Genomic DNA, 19,193 nt, shown 5'->3' with positions numbered 1-19,193 from the left:
GGCGCCGCCGGTTAGCTTGCTCAAACGAGACGGGTCGCAGCGGGCGGCCCGCGTGTTCAGGAGGACCAGGTGACGGAACGGGTGGCGGACGTGGTCGTCGTGCCGGTCGGGACCGATGGGGCGGTGCCGGCCCCGGTCGCCGGCTTCCTCGCGGAGGCCGGCGTTGATGTTGACGTACACGCGATCGGGGCTCGCCTCGGCCCGGCCGAGGCCGGCGACGTGGCCCGGATCCCCATCCTCGACGGCCCCGACCTCGTCTACGTGACCGTCGGTGATCCCCGGCCGGGTCTGGCGTTCGACCACGTGCGGGCGGCCGCGATGGCGGCGGCCCGGCACTGCGGATCCGCGCCGGCGGTGCTCGACGCGATCGGGTGCTGGGAGGCCGACCCGGATTGCGCGGTCGCCGCAGCGGAGGGCTGGACCCTCGGCACGTACCGATACCGCCCCGACTGGACCGTCGCCGACCTGCTCGCCCGGCTCGACCCCGGCCCGCGTAGGCACGGGGGGCCGGAGCATGCCGTAAGGGAAGGGGTCGCGCTCGGCGCGGCCGCCAACCTCGCTCGGGACCTGATCAACACGCCGCCCGGCCAGCTCGTCCCGGCGCGCCTGGCGACCGTGTGCCAGGAACTCGGCGAGGCGCTCGGGTTCGAGGTACGCGTACACGACGCCGCGACGCTGGAGCGCGAGCAATTCGGCGGCATCGCGGGCGTGGGCCGGGGAAGCGTGCATCCGCCGTGCCTGATCGAGCTGCGACGCGGAGGCGACGGCCCGCACACGGCGCTCGTCGGCAAGGGCATCACCTTCGACGCGGGCGGCCTGTCGCTCAAACCCTCCCGGGGCATGCTCACCATGAAGGCGGACATGGCCGGCGCCGCCGCCGTTCTCGGCGCCCTCGTCGCGCTGGCCCGCCTGGGCTCCGACGCGCCGGTACGGGCCTATCTGCCGTGCGCCGAGAACATGCCGGGCCCGTACGCGGTCCGGATCGGGGACGTCCTGCGCCATCGCGGTGGCCGGACCGTCGAGGTGACCGACGCCGACTGCGAGGGACGGCTCGTGGTCGCGGACGCCATGGCGTACGCCGTGGAGGCCGGCCCTGCCGCGATCGTCGACCTGGCGACGCTGACCTCGGTCACCGGCCTCGGCCCCGACATGTGGGCCGGTTTCGGCACCGACGACGCCCTGCTGGCGCGGGTGCTGGCCGCCGGCGGCGCGGCCGGTGAGCCCGGGTGGGCGATGCCGATGTGGGAGCCCTACCGGGCCCCCCTCGCCTCCGACGTGGCGGACACCCGGAACTTCGACCCGGACGCGCCCCAGCCGTACGGCGCCATCACCGCGGCGCTGTACCTCGAGCCGTTCGCCTCCGGTGTGCCGTGGGCGCACCTCGACCTCGGGCTCACGGTGATGCGCCCGGCCGCCGACGCCCGGTGGGCCGCAGGCGCCAACGGCCGCGGGGTGCGCCTGCTCACCCGCTACCTGACCGCCGGCGTGCCGGCACCGGAGGAGAACGCATGAGCGTCGTGGACGGTCCCTGGTTCGACGACCTCGCGGTCGGCGACACCTTCACCGCGCCGGCCGTCACGCTGGATGCGGGGCTCCATGCCCAGCACCGGGCGATCCTCGGCGACCGGCTCCGGCTCTGCCTCGACGAGACGCTCGCCGAGCGGGTCACCGGACGTCCCGGCCTCGCGCATCCCGGCGTGGTCTGGGACGTGGCCGTCGGCCAGTCGAGCGTCGTGACCCGCCAGGTGGTGGCGAACCTCTTCTACCGGGGGCTGCGGCCGCGGGCGACGCCGTACCTCGGCGACACCCTCGTCACCTCGACCGAGGTCGTCGCTCTCCGCCGGGTCCGGTCCCGGCCCGACCGGCCCGAGCGCGGCAAGGCGGTGCTGAGCATCGTGACCCGGGACCAGACCGGACGTGTCATCCTCGCTTTCGACCGGTGCGCGCTGCTGCCCTGCCGTGACGGGTCCGGACCGGCCCCGGAGACGGGCCCCCAGGTCGACGGCCTTTTCACCGCGCCGTCCGTGCCGGACGTGGCGACGGCCCCCGACTGGCTCGCGCAGTGGTCGCTCAAGCCGCTGGCGCCCTCGCCCGGCGGTCTGCCTGCGGCCGGCGACACCTTCGAGCTGGCGGCCGGCGACGTCGTCTCGAGCGCGCCGGAACTGGCGCGGCTCACCGTCAACATCGCGGCGGTGCACCACGACGCGGAGGCCGCCGGCGGCCGCCGGCTCGTCTACGGCGGGCACACGATCGGGCTCGCGCTCAGCCAGACCTGCCGGATGGTCCCGGGGCTGGTGATCGTGACCGAGTGGTTCGCGTGCGACCACGTCGCGCCCGTCTTCGAAGGCGACACGGTGCGCAGCCGCGTCACGGTGCGGGGCGTCACGCCCTACCGGGACGGCACCGCGATCGCCGTGCTCAACACCCAGACGTCGGTGGCCGGTCGCGGAGCCGTCCTCGACTGGACCTTCGCGGCGCTGGTCGCATGAGCACCGTACGAGGCCCGGCCTGGCTCTTCGTCCCGGGCGACCGCCCTGAGCGCTTCGCGAAGGCCGCGAGCGCCGCCGACCAGATCATCTGCGATCTGGAGGACGCCGTGGCGCTGACTGCCAAGCCGGCGGCCCGGGACCACGTCGCGGGCTGGCTCGCCGCCGGCGGATCCGCCTGGGTGAGGGTGAACCCGGCAGGATCACCGTGGCATGCGGACGATCTGCGCGCACTGGTCGGCTGTGCGGGCCTGCGGGGCGTGGTCGTGCCCAAGGCCGAGTCGGCGGCGGACCTGCAACGCGTGTGCGACCTGCTCCCGGTGCCGTCGGCGGCCCTCGTCGAGTCCGCCGCCGGCGTCGGGCGAGTCGCCGAGATGCTCGCCGTCGAGCGGGTGGAGCGGCTCATGCTGGGCACTGTCGACCTCGCCCTCGATCTCGGCTGCGAGCAGGAGTCCGACGTCGTCAGGCAGGTCCGGAGCCGGCTGGCTCTGGAGTCCCGCGCGGCTGGGAAGCCCGCGCCGGTGGACGGGGTGACCATGGCGCTGCGGGACTACGACGCCACGTTCGCCGACGCCGGGCGAGCGCGCCGCGAGGGCTACGCGGGCAAGCTCGCAGTCCATCCGGTCCAGGCCGGCGCGATCCGGGCCGCCTTCGCGCCGTCGCCGGAGGAGGTGTCCTGGGCGCGCGAGGTGATCGCGGCGGCCGGGCAGGGTGCGGTCGCCGTCGGGGGCGTCATGGTCGACGCCCCGGTCGTCGAGCGTGCGCGCCGGATTGTGGCTGGCTCGGCCATCGATGAGAAAAGGGGAACTGGGGACTGAGATGGCGCACTTCGAGAGTAACGTCCTGTGGAATCCGGCGTGGTCGGCCCTCGACGGCTGGGCGGAACGCCCTCCGGACGCGATCGAGCACTTTCACCGATCGATCCCGGGATTCGCCGAGTCCGCGCTGGTGCCGGCGCCGGCGATCGCCGACCAGGTCGGCGTCGCGCACGTGCTCGTCAAGCACGAGGTCGAGCGCCTCGGCCTGCCGTCGTTCAAGGTCGTCGGTGCGAGCTGGGCCGTCAGCGTGGCGATCGCCGGCCACATCGGCCGCGTGCCCTTCCCGACGTTCGACGCGCTCACCGAGGCGGCCGGCGCCCTGCGCGCCTCGATCGTCCTGTCGACCGCCACGGACGGCAACCACGGCCGCGCCGTCGCTTACCTGGCGCGCCGGCTGGGCCTGAACAGCCGGATCTTCGTGCCCGCGGACATGGCCGAGGCACGCGTCGATGCGATCCGCGGTGAGGGCGCCGAGGTCGAGGTGGTCGCCGGATCGTACGACGACGCCGTTCGCCGGTCGGCCGAGAGCGCGGATCGGGACCGGCCCGACGGCCGGCACGAGCTGCTCGTCTCGGACACGTCGTGGCCCGGGTACACCCGGATCCCCGAGGCCGTGGCCGCCGGCTACTCGACGATCTTCGCCGAGACCCGGCGCCAGCTCGCCGCGGCGCTCGGCTCGGACGCGTCGATCGACCTGGCGCTCGTCCCGGTGGGCGTGGGCGCGTTCGCCTCGGCCGCGGTCCGCAGCCTCGCGAGTGGGTCGTGCAGCGTCGTCACCGCCGAGCCGGCGGCGGCCGACTGCCTATGGCAGTCCCTGGCGGCCCGGGAACGGGTGACGGTGCCGGGACCGCACGAGTCCACGATGGCGGGGCTCAACTGCGGCGAGGTCTCGCTGGTGGCATGGCCGGCGCTGCAGCGGGGCGTCCGTGCCGCCACCCGGGTCTCCGATCTCGAAGTGGCCGCGGCCGTCCGCGACCTCGCCGCGCTCGGCGTCGCGACCAGCGAGAGCGGCGCGGCCGGCCTGGCCGGTCTCCGGCGGCTGCGGCTCGACTCGCGGGCGGGTTCGCTGCTGCGGCCCAGATCCACGCTCGTCCTCTTCGACACCGAGGGGGTCACCGATCCGGCCGGATACGAGGCGGTCCTGGCCGGATCGTCGACGGCGCGGGGTCGTACCGAAGAAGGGGCAGGTCATGTCGCGGGTCGATGAGCTCATCGCGTATCTCTCCGAAGCCGTTCCCCGCGAAGCGAGGTCGCGGGGGATTCCGGGGGTCGCCGTAGGGTTGTGTGATGCCGACGGCGTCCTTTGGGCCGAGGGATTCGGCAGCGGCATCGGCGTCCGCACCATGTTCAGCGTCCAGTCGACGTCGAAGCTGGTCACCGCGACCGGCGTGCTGCTGGCCGTGCAGGAGGGCCTGGTCGACCTCGACCAGCCGATCCTGCGCCACCTGCCGGACTTCACCGTACACAGCGACTTCGAGGAGCGGCCCGAACGCCGGATCACCCTGCGCCACCTGCTGACCCACACCGCCGGCTTCACCCACGAGGCGCCGGTCGGGTCCAACTACGAGGTCGGCGACGCCACGTTCGAGGAGCACCTCGCCAGCATCTCCGAGACCTGGCTGCGGTTCCCCGTCGGCCACCACCACGAGTACTCCAACCTCGGGATCGACCTCGCCGGCCAGGTGGTGGCCACTGCGGCGGGGGAGACGTTCGCCGAGTTCATGCGCGGGCGGCTGTTCGAGCCGCTCGGTCTCACCCGGTCGACGTTCGACTTCGGCGCCTTCGACGGCGAGGAGGACCGGGCGCTCGGGCACTCCCGCACGTTCGCCCGCGCGGGTCGCGACGTGCCCCGGCGAGTGCCGATGGTGCCGTCGGGCGGTCTCTACACCAGCGTGGCGGACGTACTGCGCTACCTGCGATTCCAGTTGCGCGAGGGCGACGGCGTCCTACGGCCCGAGTTGGCCCGGCAACACCTGGACTTCCCGAGACTGACCGAGCAGCAGACCCAGGGGTACGGGCTGGGGCTCTACGTCGACCGCTGGGCGCCCGGGGTCCGGGTGCTGCACCACGGCGGGTCCGGCTTCGGCTTCCTCTGCCAGGTGTTCTGGCTGCCGGACCTCGGTATCGGCGGTGCGGTGCTCACCAACTCCGTGGACCACGACCTGCAGAACGAGCTGGCGGCCGACATCGTCCGGCGGCTCGCGGACGGCCACGGCTCGCAGGCCACCCAACCCCCGGCGGCGGCTTCGCCTCACCCGCAGGACGCGGCCGGCCGGTACGTCGGGCGGCTTGGCGACATCCGGGACATCGTCGCCCGCGACGGCGAGCTTCACGGCGTCGACGGCCGGTCCGTGTTCCTGCGCGACGCGGCCGGGCACGTCCGTTACCAGCTCGACGCCGTCACCGGCGATGTGCGGTACCGGACCGTCGTGCCCGAGCTCGGCCCGTCGACGCTCGAACCCGGCCTGGCCGGCGACTACGAATCCCGGGTCGGGGAGGTGCCGATGGCGCCGTACCGCCTGCGGCAGGACGGGGATCACGCCGTGATCGACCTGCCCAGTGGAGGTTCCCTCGACGACCCGATCACCCTGCAGCTCACCGCAGCCGGCCCGGGACGCTACCTGTCCGCGACCGGCGAGGTGCTGACGGTCGGCGACGCCGGCCCGGCGTACGCCAACATCCCCCTGACCCGGACCGAGGACTGAGGTGACCCTGATGGGTAAGGTATCCGCGCTGGAAGGCATCGAGATGCGGCGGCTCCGGCTGCCCCTGGTGTCGCCGTTCCGCACCTCCTTCGGCACCCAGACGACCAAAGACGTGCTCATCCTCCGTGCCGTCACCGCCGACGCCGAGGGCTGGGGCGAGTGCGTCGCCGCGCAGCACCCGCTGTACGCCTCGGAGTACGTCGGCGCGGCGATGATCACGCTGCGCGACTTCCTCGTGCCCGCGCTGCGCGACCTGCCCGCCATTGACGTCAACCTCGTCAGCGCCGCGCTGGATCGCTTCCGCGGGCACCGGATGAGCAAAGCGGCGCTCGAGATGGCGGTCTGGGACGCCGAGCTACGGGGGCTGGGGATGCCGCTGAGCCGCGCGCTCGGCGCCGTCCACACGTCGGTGCCGGCGGGCGTCTCGGTCGGCATCATGGACACCCTCGACGAGCTGGTCACCGCGGTCGGCGCCTACCTGGCCGACGGATACCGGCGGATCAAACTCAAGATCGAGCCAGGCTGGGACGTCGCGGCGGTGCGCGCGATCCGGGACGCGTTCGGCGACATCCCGTTGCAGGTCGACGCGAACGCGGCGTACACGCTCGCCGACGTCGACCAACTCCGGAAGCTGGACGATTTCGACCTGCTGCTCATCGAGCAGCCGATGGCCGAGGAGAACGTGCTGGGCCACGCCGAACTGGCCCGCCACCTGCGAACCCCCATCTGCCTGGACGAGTCGATCACCTCCGCCCGGGCCGCGGCCGACGCGATCAGACTGGGCGCGTGCCGTGTCGTCAACATCAAGGCCGGCCGGGTGGGCGGCTACCTCGAGGCCCGGCGCGTGCACGACCTCTGCCAAGCCCACGACGTCCCGGTCTGGTGTGGCGGCATGGTCGAGACCGGCCTGGGCCGCGCCGCGAACGCCGCCCTGGCCGCCCTGCCCGGCATGCGGCTGCCAGGCGACATCTCCGCCTCGTCGCGCTTCTACCACCAGGACATCACCCCGCCCCTCGAACTCAGCGACGGCTACATGTCAGTCCCAGAAGGCCCGGGCCTGGGTGTCACCCCCGACCCCGAAGCCCTCGCCGCAGCAACAGTTCACACCGAGTGGCTACCTCTATAGGAGGCCGCTGAAGAATCGGCATATCGTCTGTCGTGATTTATGCCGATATGCGATGATTTCCGGGTGCGGGGTGTGGAGCGTGCAGACCGGGAGTCGACGCCGCCGCACTGGTGGGGCGGCCGGTGCCCATCCCGCAGCGACCCCGAAGCCCCGGACAGATGGTGCTGCCGCACCAGATCGAGCAGGCCGATAGTGCCGTGGAACAAGATCGGGCGAACCGGCCGTGGCTAAAATCACGGTTGTGGGGCGCCCGGAACAGCCCGAAGCATCCGTCGTGGTGGACGGACCGTCGATCACGCTGGCCCGGATCCTGGAGGACGCCGGCCACACCCTGCTCCGCCCGGCGTTCGACGGCCAGGACCTCGACCGGATCGTCGACGGCCTGGTGATCTTCGACCCGGCCGACCAGGTCGCCTGGTCGCGGCGCCCCCTGGTTCTTGCCGTCGGGGTCCAGGCTGGTGAGCAGCTCACCGCCCTCAGCGAGCGGGTGGCACGCCAGGGCGGCGCGCTCATCGTCCACGAGAGCGTCGTCGCCTCGCTGACCGGCCCGCGGACCGTCGTGCCGGTGCTCGCGCTCGGCAACGAGAACTCCTGGATCCAGCTCGCCGCGACCCTCGCGCCGCTGGTGAACGGCTCGTCCGGCCCCGCGCTCGCGGCGCCGCTCAGTGGCGTCCCGACCGGCGACCTGTTCGCCCTGGCGAACGCCATCGCCGAGATCCTCGACGCGCCGGTCACGGTCGAGGACCGGGACTCCCGGGTACTCGCCTTCTCGATCCGGCAGGAGGAGGCGGACCCCTCGCGCATCGGCGCGATCCTCAACCGCCAGGTCACGCCCTGGGCCACGCAGGATCTCACCGAGCGCGGCATCTTCCGCCAGTTGTACCGCACCCAGGAGCCGCTCTTCGTCGATCCGCCCGAGAGCGGGTACGGCGGTTTCACGATGCCCCGCGTCGTGCTAGGCATCCGGGCCGACGACGAGATCCTGGGCTCAGTGTGGGCCGCGGTCCCCGGTCCGCTCTCGGACGAGCGGATGCAGGCCTTCCGCGAGCTGCAGGGCACCGTCGCCGTGCACCTGCTGAGCCACCGCGCGAACGCCAACGTGGAGCGCCGGATGCGTTCGGACCTCACCGCCCAGGTCCTGGCCGGCGGCCCGGAGGCGGAGGAGGTCGCGGCCCGGCTGGGCCTGCCCCACCGCCCGATGCTGGTGCTCGCGGTCGCGCTCCCGGACGGCGAGGAGGAGCCCGCACGCCTGCGCGGCGACCGCGCGGCCGAGCTGCTGCGCATCGGCGACGCGTTCGACATGCACCTCGGCACCGTCCAGCCGGGCGCCTCCGCCGCGCTGGTCGGCGACATCGTGTACGGGATCGTTCCGTTGCCCCCGGCCGCCGACCCGCACTCGGACCGCGGTCAGCGGATGGCGAAGGACTTCCTCGCCCGGGTAGGGCGGCGGTCCGCCGCGGTGATCGGGGTCAGCGCCGTCGCGCCCGACGCCTACGCCCTCCCGCGGGCCCGGGAGGAGGCCGACCGCGCGCTGCGCCTGGCCCGCAGCGCGCAGCAGGGCGACCGTGTCTGCTCGACGGTCGAGCACGCGTACGAGCTGCTCATGATGGAGATGGCCGACCTGGTGTCGGCGCGGGGGATGGGCCTCAGCGGGCCGCTCGCCCGCCTCGTCGAGCAGGACGAGCGCCACGGGTACCTGGTGCCGACACTGCGCGCGTGGCTGGACCACTTCGGCGACAACATCGCCGCGTCGGCGTCGCTGCACGTCCACCCCAACACGTTCCGCTACCGCCTGAAGCGGGTCGCGGAGGTCTCCGGGATAAGCCTGGACAACCACGACGAGCGGCTGTCCCTGATGCTCCAGTTCCGGCTCTTCATGCGCTCCTGACCGGCAGCCTCGTCGCGCGGCGCTACCCGGCGCCCGCAATTTCGTGCCGCGACACCAGCGCCGCCGCCCCCCGACTTGTGACGATCAGCGGTGTCCGGCATCCAGGCAACCGACGAGAGGACCGGTGTGAACCGCTATCTGACTGTCGACGACATCCGGCGGATCGACGTACCCAAGCAACCGGCGATCAGCCCGGACGGCAGCGCGGTCGCCTACGTCGTCCAGACCGACGACCTCGACGCGGACCGCGTCGAGCAGACCCTGTGGCTGGTGCCCACCGGCGGCGGGAACCCGCGCCGCCTGACCGACGGCGTCGGCGACTGCGCCCCGGCCTGGTCGCCGGACGGCCGGCTGCTCGCCTTCCTGCGCACCACCGACGGCCGGCCCCAGATCTGGCTGCTCGACGTCGGGACGTCCGAGGCGCGGCAGCTCACCCGCCGGCCCGGCGGAGCGGGCGCCCCGGCGTTCAGCCCGGACGGCTCGCGGCTGCTGTTCACCGCGCCGGCCGATCCCCCGGAGTCCGAGGGCACGTGGGCATGGGGCGCGCCGGTCGTGAGCCGTCGCCTCGACTACTACGCCGACGGCGCCGGCGTGCTGAGCGCCCCGCGGCAGCACATCCACGTCGCCGACGTCGGCACGGGCGGATGCGAGCAGATCACCGCCGGCGAGTGGAGCGCATCCGGGGCGGCCTGGTCGGCGGACGGCACCCGGATCGCCTTCTCCGCCGCCATGTCCGCGGACGCCGACCTCACCCGGCAATCCGCCGCGTACACCATCGACTTAGGCGACCCCGGACGGGTCCCGCGGCCGGCGGGCCCGGAATCCGGCAGCGCCGGGCCGCTCGCCTGGACGGGCGACGGCACCCGGCTGCTGGTCTGCGGCCACCCGGAGGGGCCCGCGCGCTTCACCGGCCTGCTCCTCGTCGATCCGGCGGACGGCACGGCCCGGCACCTCACCGAGCAGATGGACCGGCAGGTCATGTACGGCGCGCCCGGTTATCCCGGCTCGACGCCGCGCGTGGTGCCGCAGCTCGGGACGGTCCTGTTCTGCGTGCGCGAGGGCGGCTACGTCGTGCCGTACACCATGCCCGAGACCGGCGGCACCCCCACCGCGCTGCTCGCGGCGCCCGACCGGAACGTCTCGAGCCTGAGCGTGGCCGGCACACTGGTCGCGTTTCTCGGCAACGGGCCGGACACGTTCGGCGAGATCTACGTCCTGGACCTCACGACCGGCACGTCGACCCAGCTGACCGACCATCGCGAGCGGCTCGGCGACCGGCGTCCGGCCCCGCGCGCCGAGCGTACGTTCACCATCTCCGACGGGACGGCCGTCACCGGATGGGTCATGCGCGACCCCGACGCCACCGGTCCGCAGCCGCTGCTGCTGGACATCCACGGCGGCCCGCACAACGCCTGGAACGGCGCCGCGGAGGCCGTGCACCTCTACCACCACGAGCTCGTCGCGCGCGGCTGGACCGTACTGCTGCTCAACCCGCGGGGAAGCGACGGCTACGGCGAGGAGTTCGCCCGCGCCGTGAGCGGCCGGTGGGGAACCTCGGACACCGCGGACTTCCTCGAGCCCCTCGAAGAGCTCGTCGCCGAGGGGCTCGTCGACAACGACCGCATCGCGGTGACCGGTTACAGCTATGGCGGCTACATGACCTGCTACCTCACCAGCCGCAGCGACCGGTTCGCCGCGGCCGTCGGCGGGGGCGTCATCAGCGATCTGCGCAGCGCCGCCGGCACGACCGACAACCGGCGCGCCCTGTCGACCAGCGAGTGGGGCGGCGCGTTCTGGGCGGACGCCGAGAACTACGCGGCGATGTCGCCCATCACCCACGTGGCCGACGTACGCACTCCCACGCTGCTCCTGCACGGCGGTGCGGACGTCCGCTGCCCGCTCGACCAGGCCAGGCAGTGGCACACGGCGCTGCGCGAGCTCGGCGTGCAGACCGAGATCGTGATCTACCCGGAGGCGTCGCACAACATGCTGTTCAACAGCCCGCCCCGGTTCCGGCGCGACTACAACGCCCGGGTCGTGGACTGGGTGACAAGGTACGCCGGCTGATGCGCGTCTCGGAGATTCTGGCGGTGCCCGGCATCGGCACCTACAGCAACGACGACCAGGCGGCGATCAAGGCCGGGGCGGTACGCGACGGCTACTTCTACGACGGCCCCGCGCTCACCCCTGGCTACCGCACGATCCGCCAGCCCAGCGAGTCGCTGCAGATTCTGCTCGTCCTCGACGACGATCGCGTGGCCACCGGGGCCGGGGTGTCGGTGCAGTACGCCGGCGGCTCCGGACGCGAGCCCGTCCTGCTGGCGGAGGCGGCCCGCGACCGCTGGCTGCCGGTGCTGCGCGACGTCCTGCTGGACGCGACCGTGGACTCGTTCCGGGAGACCTCCGCCCTGATCGCGCCGCTCGGGCTGCCACGAGCGGTCGCGTACGGGGTCAGCCAGGCCCTGCTCGACGCGGCCGCGAACGCCACCCGGCGCACGATGGCCGAGGTGGTCGCCGCCGAGTACGGCGGCGCCGATCCGATCGGCCCAGTCCCGCTGCTCGCCCAGTCCGGCGAGGACCGGCGGGGGGCGGTCGACCGGATGGTGCTGCGCCGGGTCGAGAGCCTGCCGCACGGGCTGATCAACAACGCCGATCTGCTCGTCGGGCCCGGCGGCCACCTGCTGCTGGAGTATGTCGGCTGGGTACGCGACCGGGTGCTGGCGCGGCGCGCGGACGACGACTACCAGCCAGTGATCCACATCGACTGCTACGGCACCCTCGGCGACGTCTTTCCCTCCACGGCCGAGGTGGCCGGCTTCCTCGCCCGGCTGGCCGCGAAGTGCGCGCCGTTCCCGCTGCGCGTCGAGCAGCCGATGCGCGCGGCGTCGCGGGAGTCCCAGATCGACGTCCTCCTGCGCCTGCGCGAACACGAAACCGGCGTCCAGATCGTCGCCGACGAGTGGTGCAACACCCATGAGGACGTGCTGGCCTTCCTCGACGCGCGGGCGGCCGACATGATCCAGATCAAGATGCCCGACGTCGGCAGCCTCGACGACGCCGTGCGGTCCGTTCTCGCCTGCCGGGCCGCGGGCGTCGCGGCGTACCTCGGAGGGTCGTGCACCGAGACCGACCTGTCGGCCCGCATCGCCACCCACGTCGCGATGGGCGCGGGCGCGGACGTGCTGCTGGCCCGGCCCGGCATGGGCGTCGACGAGGCAGTGATGGTGACCAGGAACGAGATGGCACGCACCCACGCGGTCATCGAGCACAGGAGCAGACGTGACGGGACTCAGTGACATCAGGATCATCGCCGTCGAGCAGTACGGCGCCGGCCCATTCGGATCGTTGCACCTCGCCGAGCTCGGCGCCGACGTGATCAAGATCGAGGACGCGCGTACGGGCGGCGACATCGGGCGGCATGTCCCGCCGTTCGCCGAGGACGACGACAGCCTCTTCTTCCAGAGCTTCAACCGGAACAAGCGCAGCATCTGCCTCGACCTCTCGGTTCCGGCCGGCGTGGCGGTGCTGCACCGCCTCGTCGAGGGCGCCGACGCGCTCATGTATAACCTGCGCGGGGACGTGCCGGACAAGCTCGGCCTCCGGTACGCCGACCTGAGCCACCTCAATCCGCGGCTGGTGGTCTGCTCGCTGTCCGGTTACGGGATGACCGGGCCGCGGCGGGCTGAGCCGGCGTACGACTACGTCGTCCAGGGTCTCGCCGCGTGGATGGACCTGACCGGCGACCCGGCCGGACCGCCGACCAAGAGCGGCCTTTCGCTGGTCGACTACTGCGGCGGAGTCGTCGCGGCGATGTCGTTGCTGGCTGGGGTCCACGTCGCCCGGCGCGACGGCGTCGGCGGCGAGTGCGACGTCAGCCTCTTCGACACGGCGATGGCGATGCTCTCCTACCCGGCGACCTGGTTCCTCACCCGGGGGCACGAGACCCGCCGCAAGACCCGGTCGGCGCACCCCTCGGTAGTGCCGTTCGGCGCCTACCCCACCGCGGACGGCTGGTTGATGCTGGCCTGCGTCAAGCCGGTGTTCTTCGAGCGCCTGACCAAGGTGCTGGGCGTCGCCGAGGTCGCCGCCGATCCCCGGTTCGCGACGCTCGCCGGCCGTCAGGCGCACCAGGCGGAGCTGGACGCGGTGCTGGACTCCGCCCTGTCCCGGCACGGCACCGACCACTGGGTCGGCCTGCTGTCGGCGGCGGGCGTGCCGTGCGGCCCGGTCAACGGGCTGCGCGAGGCCTTCGAGGAGCCGCAGGCCGCGCAGCGCGGCCTGGTCGTCGACACCGACCACCCCAGCTTCGGTACGGTACGGCACGTGCGCACGGCGGGACGCGCCTGGTGGGAGAACCCGGCGCCGGACCGCGCGCCGGGCCTCGGCGAGCACCGCGAGCAGATCCTGCGGGAGGAACTCGGCATGAGCGCCGCGGAACTGGCCGATCTTGCACGGGGCGGCGCCTTCGGCGGTGAACGGTGAGCGGCGCGCCCGCCGCCGTGGTGGCGCTCGCCGCCCGGCTGAACGCTTTCACCCAGCTGATCGAGGACGACCTCGCGGCCGGGAAGAACGGCCCGATGGCGGGCTGGACCGTCGCGGTCAAGGACAACATCGACGTCGCCGGGACGGTGCGCACCGACGGGCTCCGCGCCCCGCATCCGCCCGCGGCGGCGATCGACGCGGAGGTGGTGCGCCGGCTACGGGCAGCCGGCGCGCGGATCGTCGCCAAGGCGAACCTCGAGGAGATCAGCTTCGGGGCGACCACGCAGAACGACACGTGGGGTGCCTGCCGCAACCCGTGGGACCAGGACCGGATCCCCGGCGGCTCGAGCGGCGGGTCGGCCGCCGCGGTCGCCGCGGGCCTGGTCCGGCTCGCGATCGGCACGGACACCGGCGGCTCGCTGCGCAACCCGGCCGCGTTCTGCGGGGTGACCACGCTGCGCCCGAGCCACGGGCTGGTGCCGACGCTGGGAGTGACGCCGCTGAGCCCCAGCATGGACGTCGTCGGGCCGCTCGCGCGTAGTGCGGCCGAGGCCCGCATCGCCCTGGAGGTCATGGCCGGCACGGGCTCGCGGCCCCTGCCGCCGCGGGACCTGTCCAGCCTGACCGTGGCCGTACCCGAGCAGTACTTCCTCGACGACCTGGAGCCCGCGGTCGCCGCCGGCTTCCGCGACCTGCTCGACCTGCTGGGCGCGCACGGCGCGAAGATCCGGCGGGTGGCACTGCGCGACGTCGATCGGGTGCACCAGGCGATGGCCGCACTGCAGAACTCCGAGGCGATCCGCCACCTCCGGCCGTACTGGCACGACGCCCGCGTCTGCGCCGGGATCAAGGGGCGGATCGAGGCGGGCCGCCGGGTCACCACCGAGGAGATCGAGAGCGCGCTCGCGGTGGCCTTCGTCTGGCGGGCCCGGGTCGACGAGGTGCTCGCCGAGGCCGACGTCATCGCCGTGCCGGCCACGCCCTTCGTCGCGCCCGTTGCCGGGGACGGCGATCTCACCCTGGCCAGCCGGCGGATCAACCAGCTCACCGGCTGCTGGTCGATCACCGGCCTGCCCGTCCTCGGCCTGCCGGTGTCGCCCTCGCCGGCCGGGCTGCCGGTCGGCGCACAGCTGGTCGGCCGGCGCGGCGCCGACCGGGCCCTGCTCATGGTGGGCGAAGCCGTGCAGGCGGTCAGCGACTGGCATCGCCGCCGCCCGCCCGGAGCACTACCCGACGACGCCTGGTAGTGCCGCGGCGACGTGCGCCTCCAGCAAGGGCAGCGGCAGCTGCCCCGCGCCGAGCACCACGTCGTGGAACCGGGCCAGGTCGAAGCCGGCACCCTGCCGGCGCTCCGCCTCCCGCCGGATCCGCACGATCTCGAGCCGGCCGACCAAGTAGGCCAGGGCCTGGCCCGGCGTCACGATGTACCGGTCGACCTCCGCGTCGATGTGCCCCGGGCTCAGCGGGGAATGCTCGGCCAGGTAGCGCTTGGCCCGCTGCCGGCTCCAGCCCTTGGCGTGCAGGCCGGTGTCGATGACCAGGCGGCAGGCCCGCAGCGAGTCGAACGACAGCATGCCCAGCCGGTCCAGCGGGCTGCTGTAGAGGCCCATCTCGTCGGCGAGCCGTTCGGCGTACAGCCCCCAGCCTTCGAGGAAGCCGGTGACCGTGGTGGTGCGGCGGAACTCCGACAGCTCGGTGAGCTCGGCGGCGAGGCCCATCTGCAGGTGGTGCCCGGGAACGCCCTCGTGGAAGGCGAGGGCCTCAACCTCGTACCGGGCCCAGGCACGCGGATCGGAGACGTTGATGACGAACGTCCCGCCCCGCGAGCCGTCCTTCGGCGCAAGCATGTACTGGCCGAGCGATCCGCTCGTCGCCGCCTCGACCGCGCACGTGGCGCGCGGCAGCCGCCCGAACCGGTCCGGGGCGCGGTCGGTCGCCCGGGCCAGGGCGACCTCCGCGGCGCGTACGAGGTCGGCGGCGTCGTCGAAGTGCAGGGCCGGGTCGTCGCGCATCCTGGCCATGACGGCGGGCACGTCCGAGGTGCCGAAGACCTCCCGGCCGAGGGCGGCGTACTCCTCGTCCAGGGCCGCGACCTGGGCGAGCCCGATCTCGTGGACGCGGTCAGGGTGGAGGTCGGTGGTGGTGTGCGAGCGGACCAGGGCGGCGTAGACGCGATCGCCGTCGTCGAGCCAGCACAGCCCGCACCGCTCGTCGGGCCGCGCGGACGGCGCGACCTCCCATGTCAACGCGTCGGCATAGTCGGCCAGCGCGGGGCGCACCACCTCGCCGACCACCGCGCGCAGGTGGTCCGTGCGCGCGGCGCGGTCGACGGCCAGCAGCGGGTCGTCCTCGAGCGGGACGTCCAGCCACTTCCGCACCCTGTCCACGGTGTCCGCCACGGCGAAGGCGACCGGGGTACGGCCGGCCGCGCGGCCCGCAGCGAGACGCTCCAGCCTGTCGCGCAGATTGCGCGCGAAGCCGCGGTACTTCATCGGCAGGGCGCCGGCCACCTCGGCGGACGGGAGCGCCAGCTTGGCGACCCGGCCCGGGAACTGGGTCACCGGCCCGAAGAGCGGGTCGACGTCGAGCTCGGCGAACCGGTGTTCGAGCACGTCGGCTCTGGTCGTGGCCTGCCAGGCGAGGACCGCGCCGTCGAGCGAGACGGGTGTGCCGTCCGGCGTACGGGCGAGCGCGGCGGCGGCATGTGCCACCTCGCGCAGCTCGCGGAGCTCGGCCGCCTCGGCCGTCGCGCTGACGTCCTCGAAGTGGCCTGCCACCGAGTACTCACCGATCAGGTGCGCCCAGGTGGGCGCCGTGCGGTACCGGAGCTCCTGGTACCGCTTGCCGAGGCTTTCGACGTCCACCAACCCGGAGCCCTCCGTCATTTGATCCACGTTTCACCTAGTCGGGTACGGTCTGACCGACGACGTTAAAGTGAGGGGCGACCGTGGGGCTTGGGTCTGGCCACGATCGAGCACGGGCACCTTTGTGGGCTGGTACAAGAATCGCTGCCGCGCTGTGGCTTCAATCGTGGGTTACATCACCCAGCGCCGAGCTGGCTCGTCCCGCCGGCCGCAGAGGAAGTCACGCGCCAATGGTCCGAAATCGCCCTTTTCGTGTCTCGATTTCCGTATTGTGCTCGACGGTCGCGCTGGCTGCCTGCTCCAACGGTGGGAGCACCGGTAGCTCGTCCGGAGACGACTATGCCGACGGCGGCTCGCTCACCATCGCGATCGACAGCGACCCCGGTGCGCTCGACCCACAGCGCTCGGTCAACGGCGTCAACAAGATGATGGCCGTCTTCGCCTACGACACGCCCGTCAAGCTGCTGGACTCCGGCGAGGTGGCGCCCAGCGTCGTCAAGTCGTGGACCGGCGAGGGAACCTCCTACACGCTGACCGTCCGCGAGGGCGTCACCTGCTCGGACGGCTCGCCGATGGACGCGCAGACGGTGGCCGACAACATCAACTACGTGGCCGCCGAGGGCAACGGCTCGCCCATGCGCGGCGCCGCCGTTCCTGCCGGCGCCACGGCAACGGCCGACAAGGCCGCCGGCACCGTCGCGGTCAAGCTCAAGGAGGGCGCGCCCTTCTTCTTCCAGAACCTGGCCGAGCTGCCGCTGGTCTGTTCGAGCGCCATCAAGAACCGCGACTCCCTGAAGGCCGCCTCCGCCGGCTCCGGTCCGTTCGTCCTCTCCAGCGTGCAGGCCGGCAACCAGTACACGTACACCCGCCGCGACGGGTACGCCTGGGGGCCGAACGGCGCCTCGACCGCCGAGAAGGGCATGCCGGCGAAGGTGACCTTCAAGCTCGTGACGAGCGTGACCACGACGGCCAACCTCCTGCTGAGCAAGGGCGTCAACATCTCGCACCTCTCCGGTGCCGACACCCAGCGGCTCAAGGCCGCCAAGGTGTTCTCGGACGGCGGCAGCATCATCGACGACGAGCTCACCTTCAACCAGGCCGCCGGTCTGCCGACCGCCGACGTCAACGTCCGGCGCGCGCTCGTCGGCGCTCTCAACATGAAGGAACTGGCCCAGGTCGCCACCAGCGGCCTCGGACAGGAGGCCAACGGGCTGCTGACCGACCCGAAGATCTGCAGCGGTGACACCGTCACCCCGAACAAGCCGGCGTACGACGCGGCCGCCGCGGCGGCGCTGCTCGACCGGGCCGGCTGGACGGCCGCCGGCGGCGGAGCCCGGGCCAAGGACGGCAAGCCGCTCGAGGTCGCGTTCGTCTACGACAACGAGGACACCACGACCGCGGCGGCAGCCGAGTACATCGGCCAGAAGTGGACGGCGCTCGGCGTCAAGGTGGACCTCAAGGGACAGTCGTTCGCCGCGCGGTCCGATGTCGTCTTCGGCGGCAAGGGCCCGTGGACCGCGACCCTCATCGGCCTCGGCGTGTCCAACCCGGCCACGCTCGTGCCGTTCTTCTCCGGTGCCACCCCGTCGAATGGCGGCATCAACTACGGCTCGATGCACAACGACGTCTTCGACAGCTCGATCAAGGCGGCGCAGGCGAAGTCCGGCACCGGCGGCTGCGCCGACTGGAACGCGGGCGAGAGCGCCCTGATCAAGGACGCGGACATCACCCCGATCGCCGTCTCGCCCTACCTCTACTGGGGCAACGGGGCCAAGTTCGACGTCGTCGCCCGCGTGCTGGAGCCCACCTCGCTCCGGGTTCTGCGCTAGGTACGGCGGGGAGGATGGGAGGTTCTGTGAAGTCGTCGCTGCGCGCCAGGCACCCGTGGCCGGTCTTCCTGATCCGGCGGCTGGGAAGGTTCGCCGTCTCGCTGGCGGTCGTCGTCACCGCATCGTTCGCCATGGTCCACGCGCTGCCGGGCGACCCGGTACGCGGAGCCCTGGGCCTGATGGCGCCGCCGGAGACCATCGCGGCCACCCGGGAGCGTCTCGGGCTCAACGACCCGCTGTGGCGGCAGTACCTGGACTATCTCTGGAACCTGCTCCACCTCGACCTCGGTACGTCCCTGGACACCCAGACGCCGGTGCGGGAGAAGATGGCACAGTTGGTGCCCGCGACCCTCCAGCTCGGCCTGACCGCGTTCGTGGTCTGCCTCGCGGTGGCGATACCGGTGGGCCTGCTCCTCGGTATCGCCACCCGGGACGGCCGGGGCCGCGGTCTGCACTTCGGCTTCGGCGGCGTGACCGGGCTCGCGCTCTCCGTGCCGGACTACCTGGTGTCGGTCGGACTCGTGTTCGTCTTCGCCGTCTCCCTCAATGCGCTGCCGGTCGCGGGCTTGTCCGGTCCCGCGTCGTTCGTGCTGCCGGTGACCGCCCTCGTCGTGGGGCCGGCCGCCTACCTGGCGCGGATCGTCCGGGCCGAGACCCAGCGGGTGCTCGGCGAGGACTACATCCGGGCGGCGCGCGCGAAGCGCCTCCCGGCGCGGCTGATCTACCTGCGGCACGCGCTGCCGAACACGCTGACCCCGACGCTGACCGTCTCCGGCATGATCCTCGCGTCGATGGTGGCCGGCACCGTGCTCGTGGAGAACGTGTTCGCCTGGCCCGGCGTCGGCGCCGAGCTCGTGCATTCGGTGCTCGCCAAGGACTACCCGGTCGTGCAGGCGGTCGCGCTCTTCTTCGGCGCCGGCATCCTGCTGATCAACCTCGCGGTCGACATCGCGATCGCCGTCATCGACCCGCGCTCGACGATCAAGGAGAGCTGA

14 protein-coding genes are annotated in these 19,193 nt (G+C 72.8%); 13 read left to right on the top strand and 1 reads right to left on the bottom strand.

From position 1 onward, the window contains the following. The first annotated feature begins 69 nt into the window (after positions 1 to 69). From ABT158_RS07150 to ABT158_RS07100, 11 genes are all read left to right on the top strand, one after another. Complete coding sequence (locus ABT158_RS07150; RefSeq protein WP_352351837.1) at positions 70 to 1,512, top strand: leucyl aminopeptidase family protein; 1,443 nt, start codon at positions 70 to 72, stop codon at positions 1,510 to 1,512. Beyond that, a complete protein-coding gene (locus ABT158_RS07145; protein WP_352351835.1) occupies positions 1,509 to 2,489 on the top strand; it encodes a MaoC family dehydratase in 981 nt (326 codons plus the stop codon). Before ABT158_RS07150 ends, ABT158_RS07145 begins: the two co-directional genes overlap by 4 nt. Beyond that, a complete protein-coding gene (locus tag ABT158_RS07140) occupies positions 2,486 to 3,304 on the top strand; it encodes an HpcH/HpaI aldolase/citrate lyase family protein (protein WP_352351833.1) in 819 nt (272 codons plus the stop codon). Before ABT158_RS07145 ends, ABT158_RS07140 begins: the two co-directional genes overlap by 4 nt. Before the next feature lies 1 nt (position 3,305). Continuing rightward, entirely contained in the window at positions 3,306 to 4,511 is a 1,206-nt protein-coding gene (locus ABT158_RS07135; protein ID WP_352351831.1) for a pyridoxal-phosphate dependent enzyme, read from the top strand. Further along, complete coding sequence (locus tag ABT158_RS07130; protein WP_352351829.1) at positions 4,495 to 6,009, top strand: serine hydrolase domain-containing protein; 1,515 nt, start codon at positions 4,495 to 4,497, stop codon at positions 6,007 to 6,009. The genes ABT158_RS07135 and ABT158_RS07130 overlap by 17 nt, the downstream gene beginning before the upstream one ends. A gap of 10 nt (positions 6,010 to 6,019) precedes the next feature. Next, positions 6,020 to 7,135, top strand: coding sequence for an o-succinylbenzoate synthase (gene menC / locus ABT158_RS07125; RefSeq protein WP_031169933.1), 1,116 nt, complete (start codon positions 6,020 to 6,022; stop codon positions 7,133 to 7,135). 274 nt (positions 7,136 to 7,409) lie between these two features. Next, positions 7,410 to 9,023, top strand: coding sequence for a PucR family transcriptional regulator (locus ABT158_RS07120; protein WP_352351827.1), 1,614 nt, complete (start codon positions 7,410 to 7,412; stop codon positions 9,021 to 9,023). A 126-nt stretch (positions 9,024 to 9,149) separates the two neighbouring features. Next, positions 9,150 to 11,090: a S9 family peptidase gene (locus ABT158_RS07115; RefSeq protein WP_352351825.1), complete on the top strand. Its 1,941-nt coding sequence runs from the start codon at positions 9,150 to 9,152 to the stop codon at positions 11,088 to 11,090. Further along, positions 11,090 to 12,319, top strand: a complete 1,230-nt coding sequence (locus ABT158_RS07110; protein ID WP_352351823.1) for a methylaspartate ammonia-lyase — start codon at positions 11,090 to 11,092, stop codon at positions 12,317 to 12,319. Before ABT158_RS07115 ends, ABT158_RS07110 begins: the two co-directional genes overlap by 1 nt. Continuing rightward, on the top strand, positions 12,303 to 13,505 hold the full coding sequence (locus ABT158_RS07105) for a CaiB/BaiF CoA transferase family protein (protein WP_352351821.1): 1,203 nt from the start codon (positions 12,303 to 12,305) through the stop codon (positions 13,503 to 13,505). Before ABT158_RS07110 ends, ABT158_RS07105 begins: the two co-directional genes overlap by 17 nt. Continuing rightward, positions 13,502 to 14,752: an amidase gene (locus tag ABT158_RS07100; protein ID WP_352351819.1), complete on the top strand. Its 1,251-nt coding sequence runs from the start codon at positions 13,502 to 13,504 to the stop codon at positions 14,750 to 14,752. Before ABT158_RS07105 ends, ABT158_RS07100 begins: the two co-directional genes overlap by 4 nt. On the opposite strand, the gene ABT158_RS07095 is transcribed toward ABT158_RS07100, so the two are convergent. Beyond that, positions 14,732 to 16,390, bottom strand: coding sequence for a DUF885 domain-containing protein (locus tag ABT158_RS07095; protein ID WP_352352344.1), 1,659 nt, complete (start codon positions 16,388 to 16,390; stop codon positions 14,732 to 14,734). The genes ABT158_RS07100 and ABT158_RS07095 overlap by 21 nt on opposite strands. A gap of 248 nt (positions 16,391 to 16,638) precedes the next feature. On the opposite strand from ABT158_RS07095, the gene ABT158_RS07090 reads away from it, so the two are divergent. Continuing rightward, positions 16,639 to 18,198, top strand: a complete 1,560-nt coding sequence (locus tag ABT158_RS07090) for an ABC transporter substrate-binding protein (RefSeq protein WP_352351817.1) — start codon at positions 16,639 to 16,641, stop codon at positions 18,196 to 18,198. A gap of 14 nt (positions 18,199 to 18,212) precedes the next feature. Beyond that, positions 18,213 to 19,193, top strand: coding sequence for an ABC transporter permease (locus tag ABT158_RS07085; protein ID WP_352351815.1), 981 nt, complete (start codon positions 18,213 to 18,215; stop codon positions 19,191 to 19,193).

The sequence above is a fragment of the Nonomuraea sp. NPDC001636 genome (assembly GCF_040298265.1).
In the GTDB taxonomy this organism is placed as follows: domain Bacteria; phylum Actinomycetota; class Actinomycetes; order Streptosporangiales; family Streptosporangiaceae; genus Nonomuraea.
Note: the sequence above shows the minus strand (reverse complement) of the source record. Positions and strands in the feature narration are given on the sequence as shown.

Bases quoted from the DNA above. Each gene is read 5' to 3' on its own strand.
- menC (WP_031169933.1), top strand. From the start codon at position 6,020: ATGGGTAAGGTATCCGCGCTGGAAGGCATCGAGATGCGGCGGCTCCGG.
- ABT158_RS07145 (WP_352351835.1), top strand. From the start codon at position 1,509: ATGAGCGTCGTGGACGGTCCCTGGTTCGACGACCTCGCGGTCGGCGAC.
- ABT158_RS07130 (WP_352351829.1), top strand. From the start codon at position 4,495: ATGTCGCGGGTCGATGAGCTCATCGCGTATCTCTCCGAAGCCGTTCCC.
- ABT158_RS07095 (WP_352352344.1), bottom strand. From the start codon at position 16,390: ATGACGGAGGGCTCCGGGTTGGTGGACGTCGAAAGCCTCGGCAAGCGG.
- ABT158_RS07135 (WP_352351831.1), top strand. From the start codon at position 3,306: ATGGCGCACTTCGAGAGTAACGTCCTGTGGAATCCGGCGTGGTCGGCC.
- ABT158_RS07085 (WP_352351815.1), top strand. From the start codon at position 18,213: ATGGGAGGTTCTGTGAAGTCGTCGCTGCGCGCCAGGCACCCGTGGCCG.
- ABT158_RS07140 (WP_352351833.1), top strand. From the start codon at position 2,486: ATGAGCACCGTACGAGGCCCGGCCTGGCTCTTCGTCCCGGGCGACCGC.
- ABT158_RS07110 (WP_352351823.1), top strand. From the start codon at position 11,090: ATGCGCGTCTCGGAGATTCTGGCGGTGCCCGGCATCGGCACCTACAGC.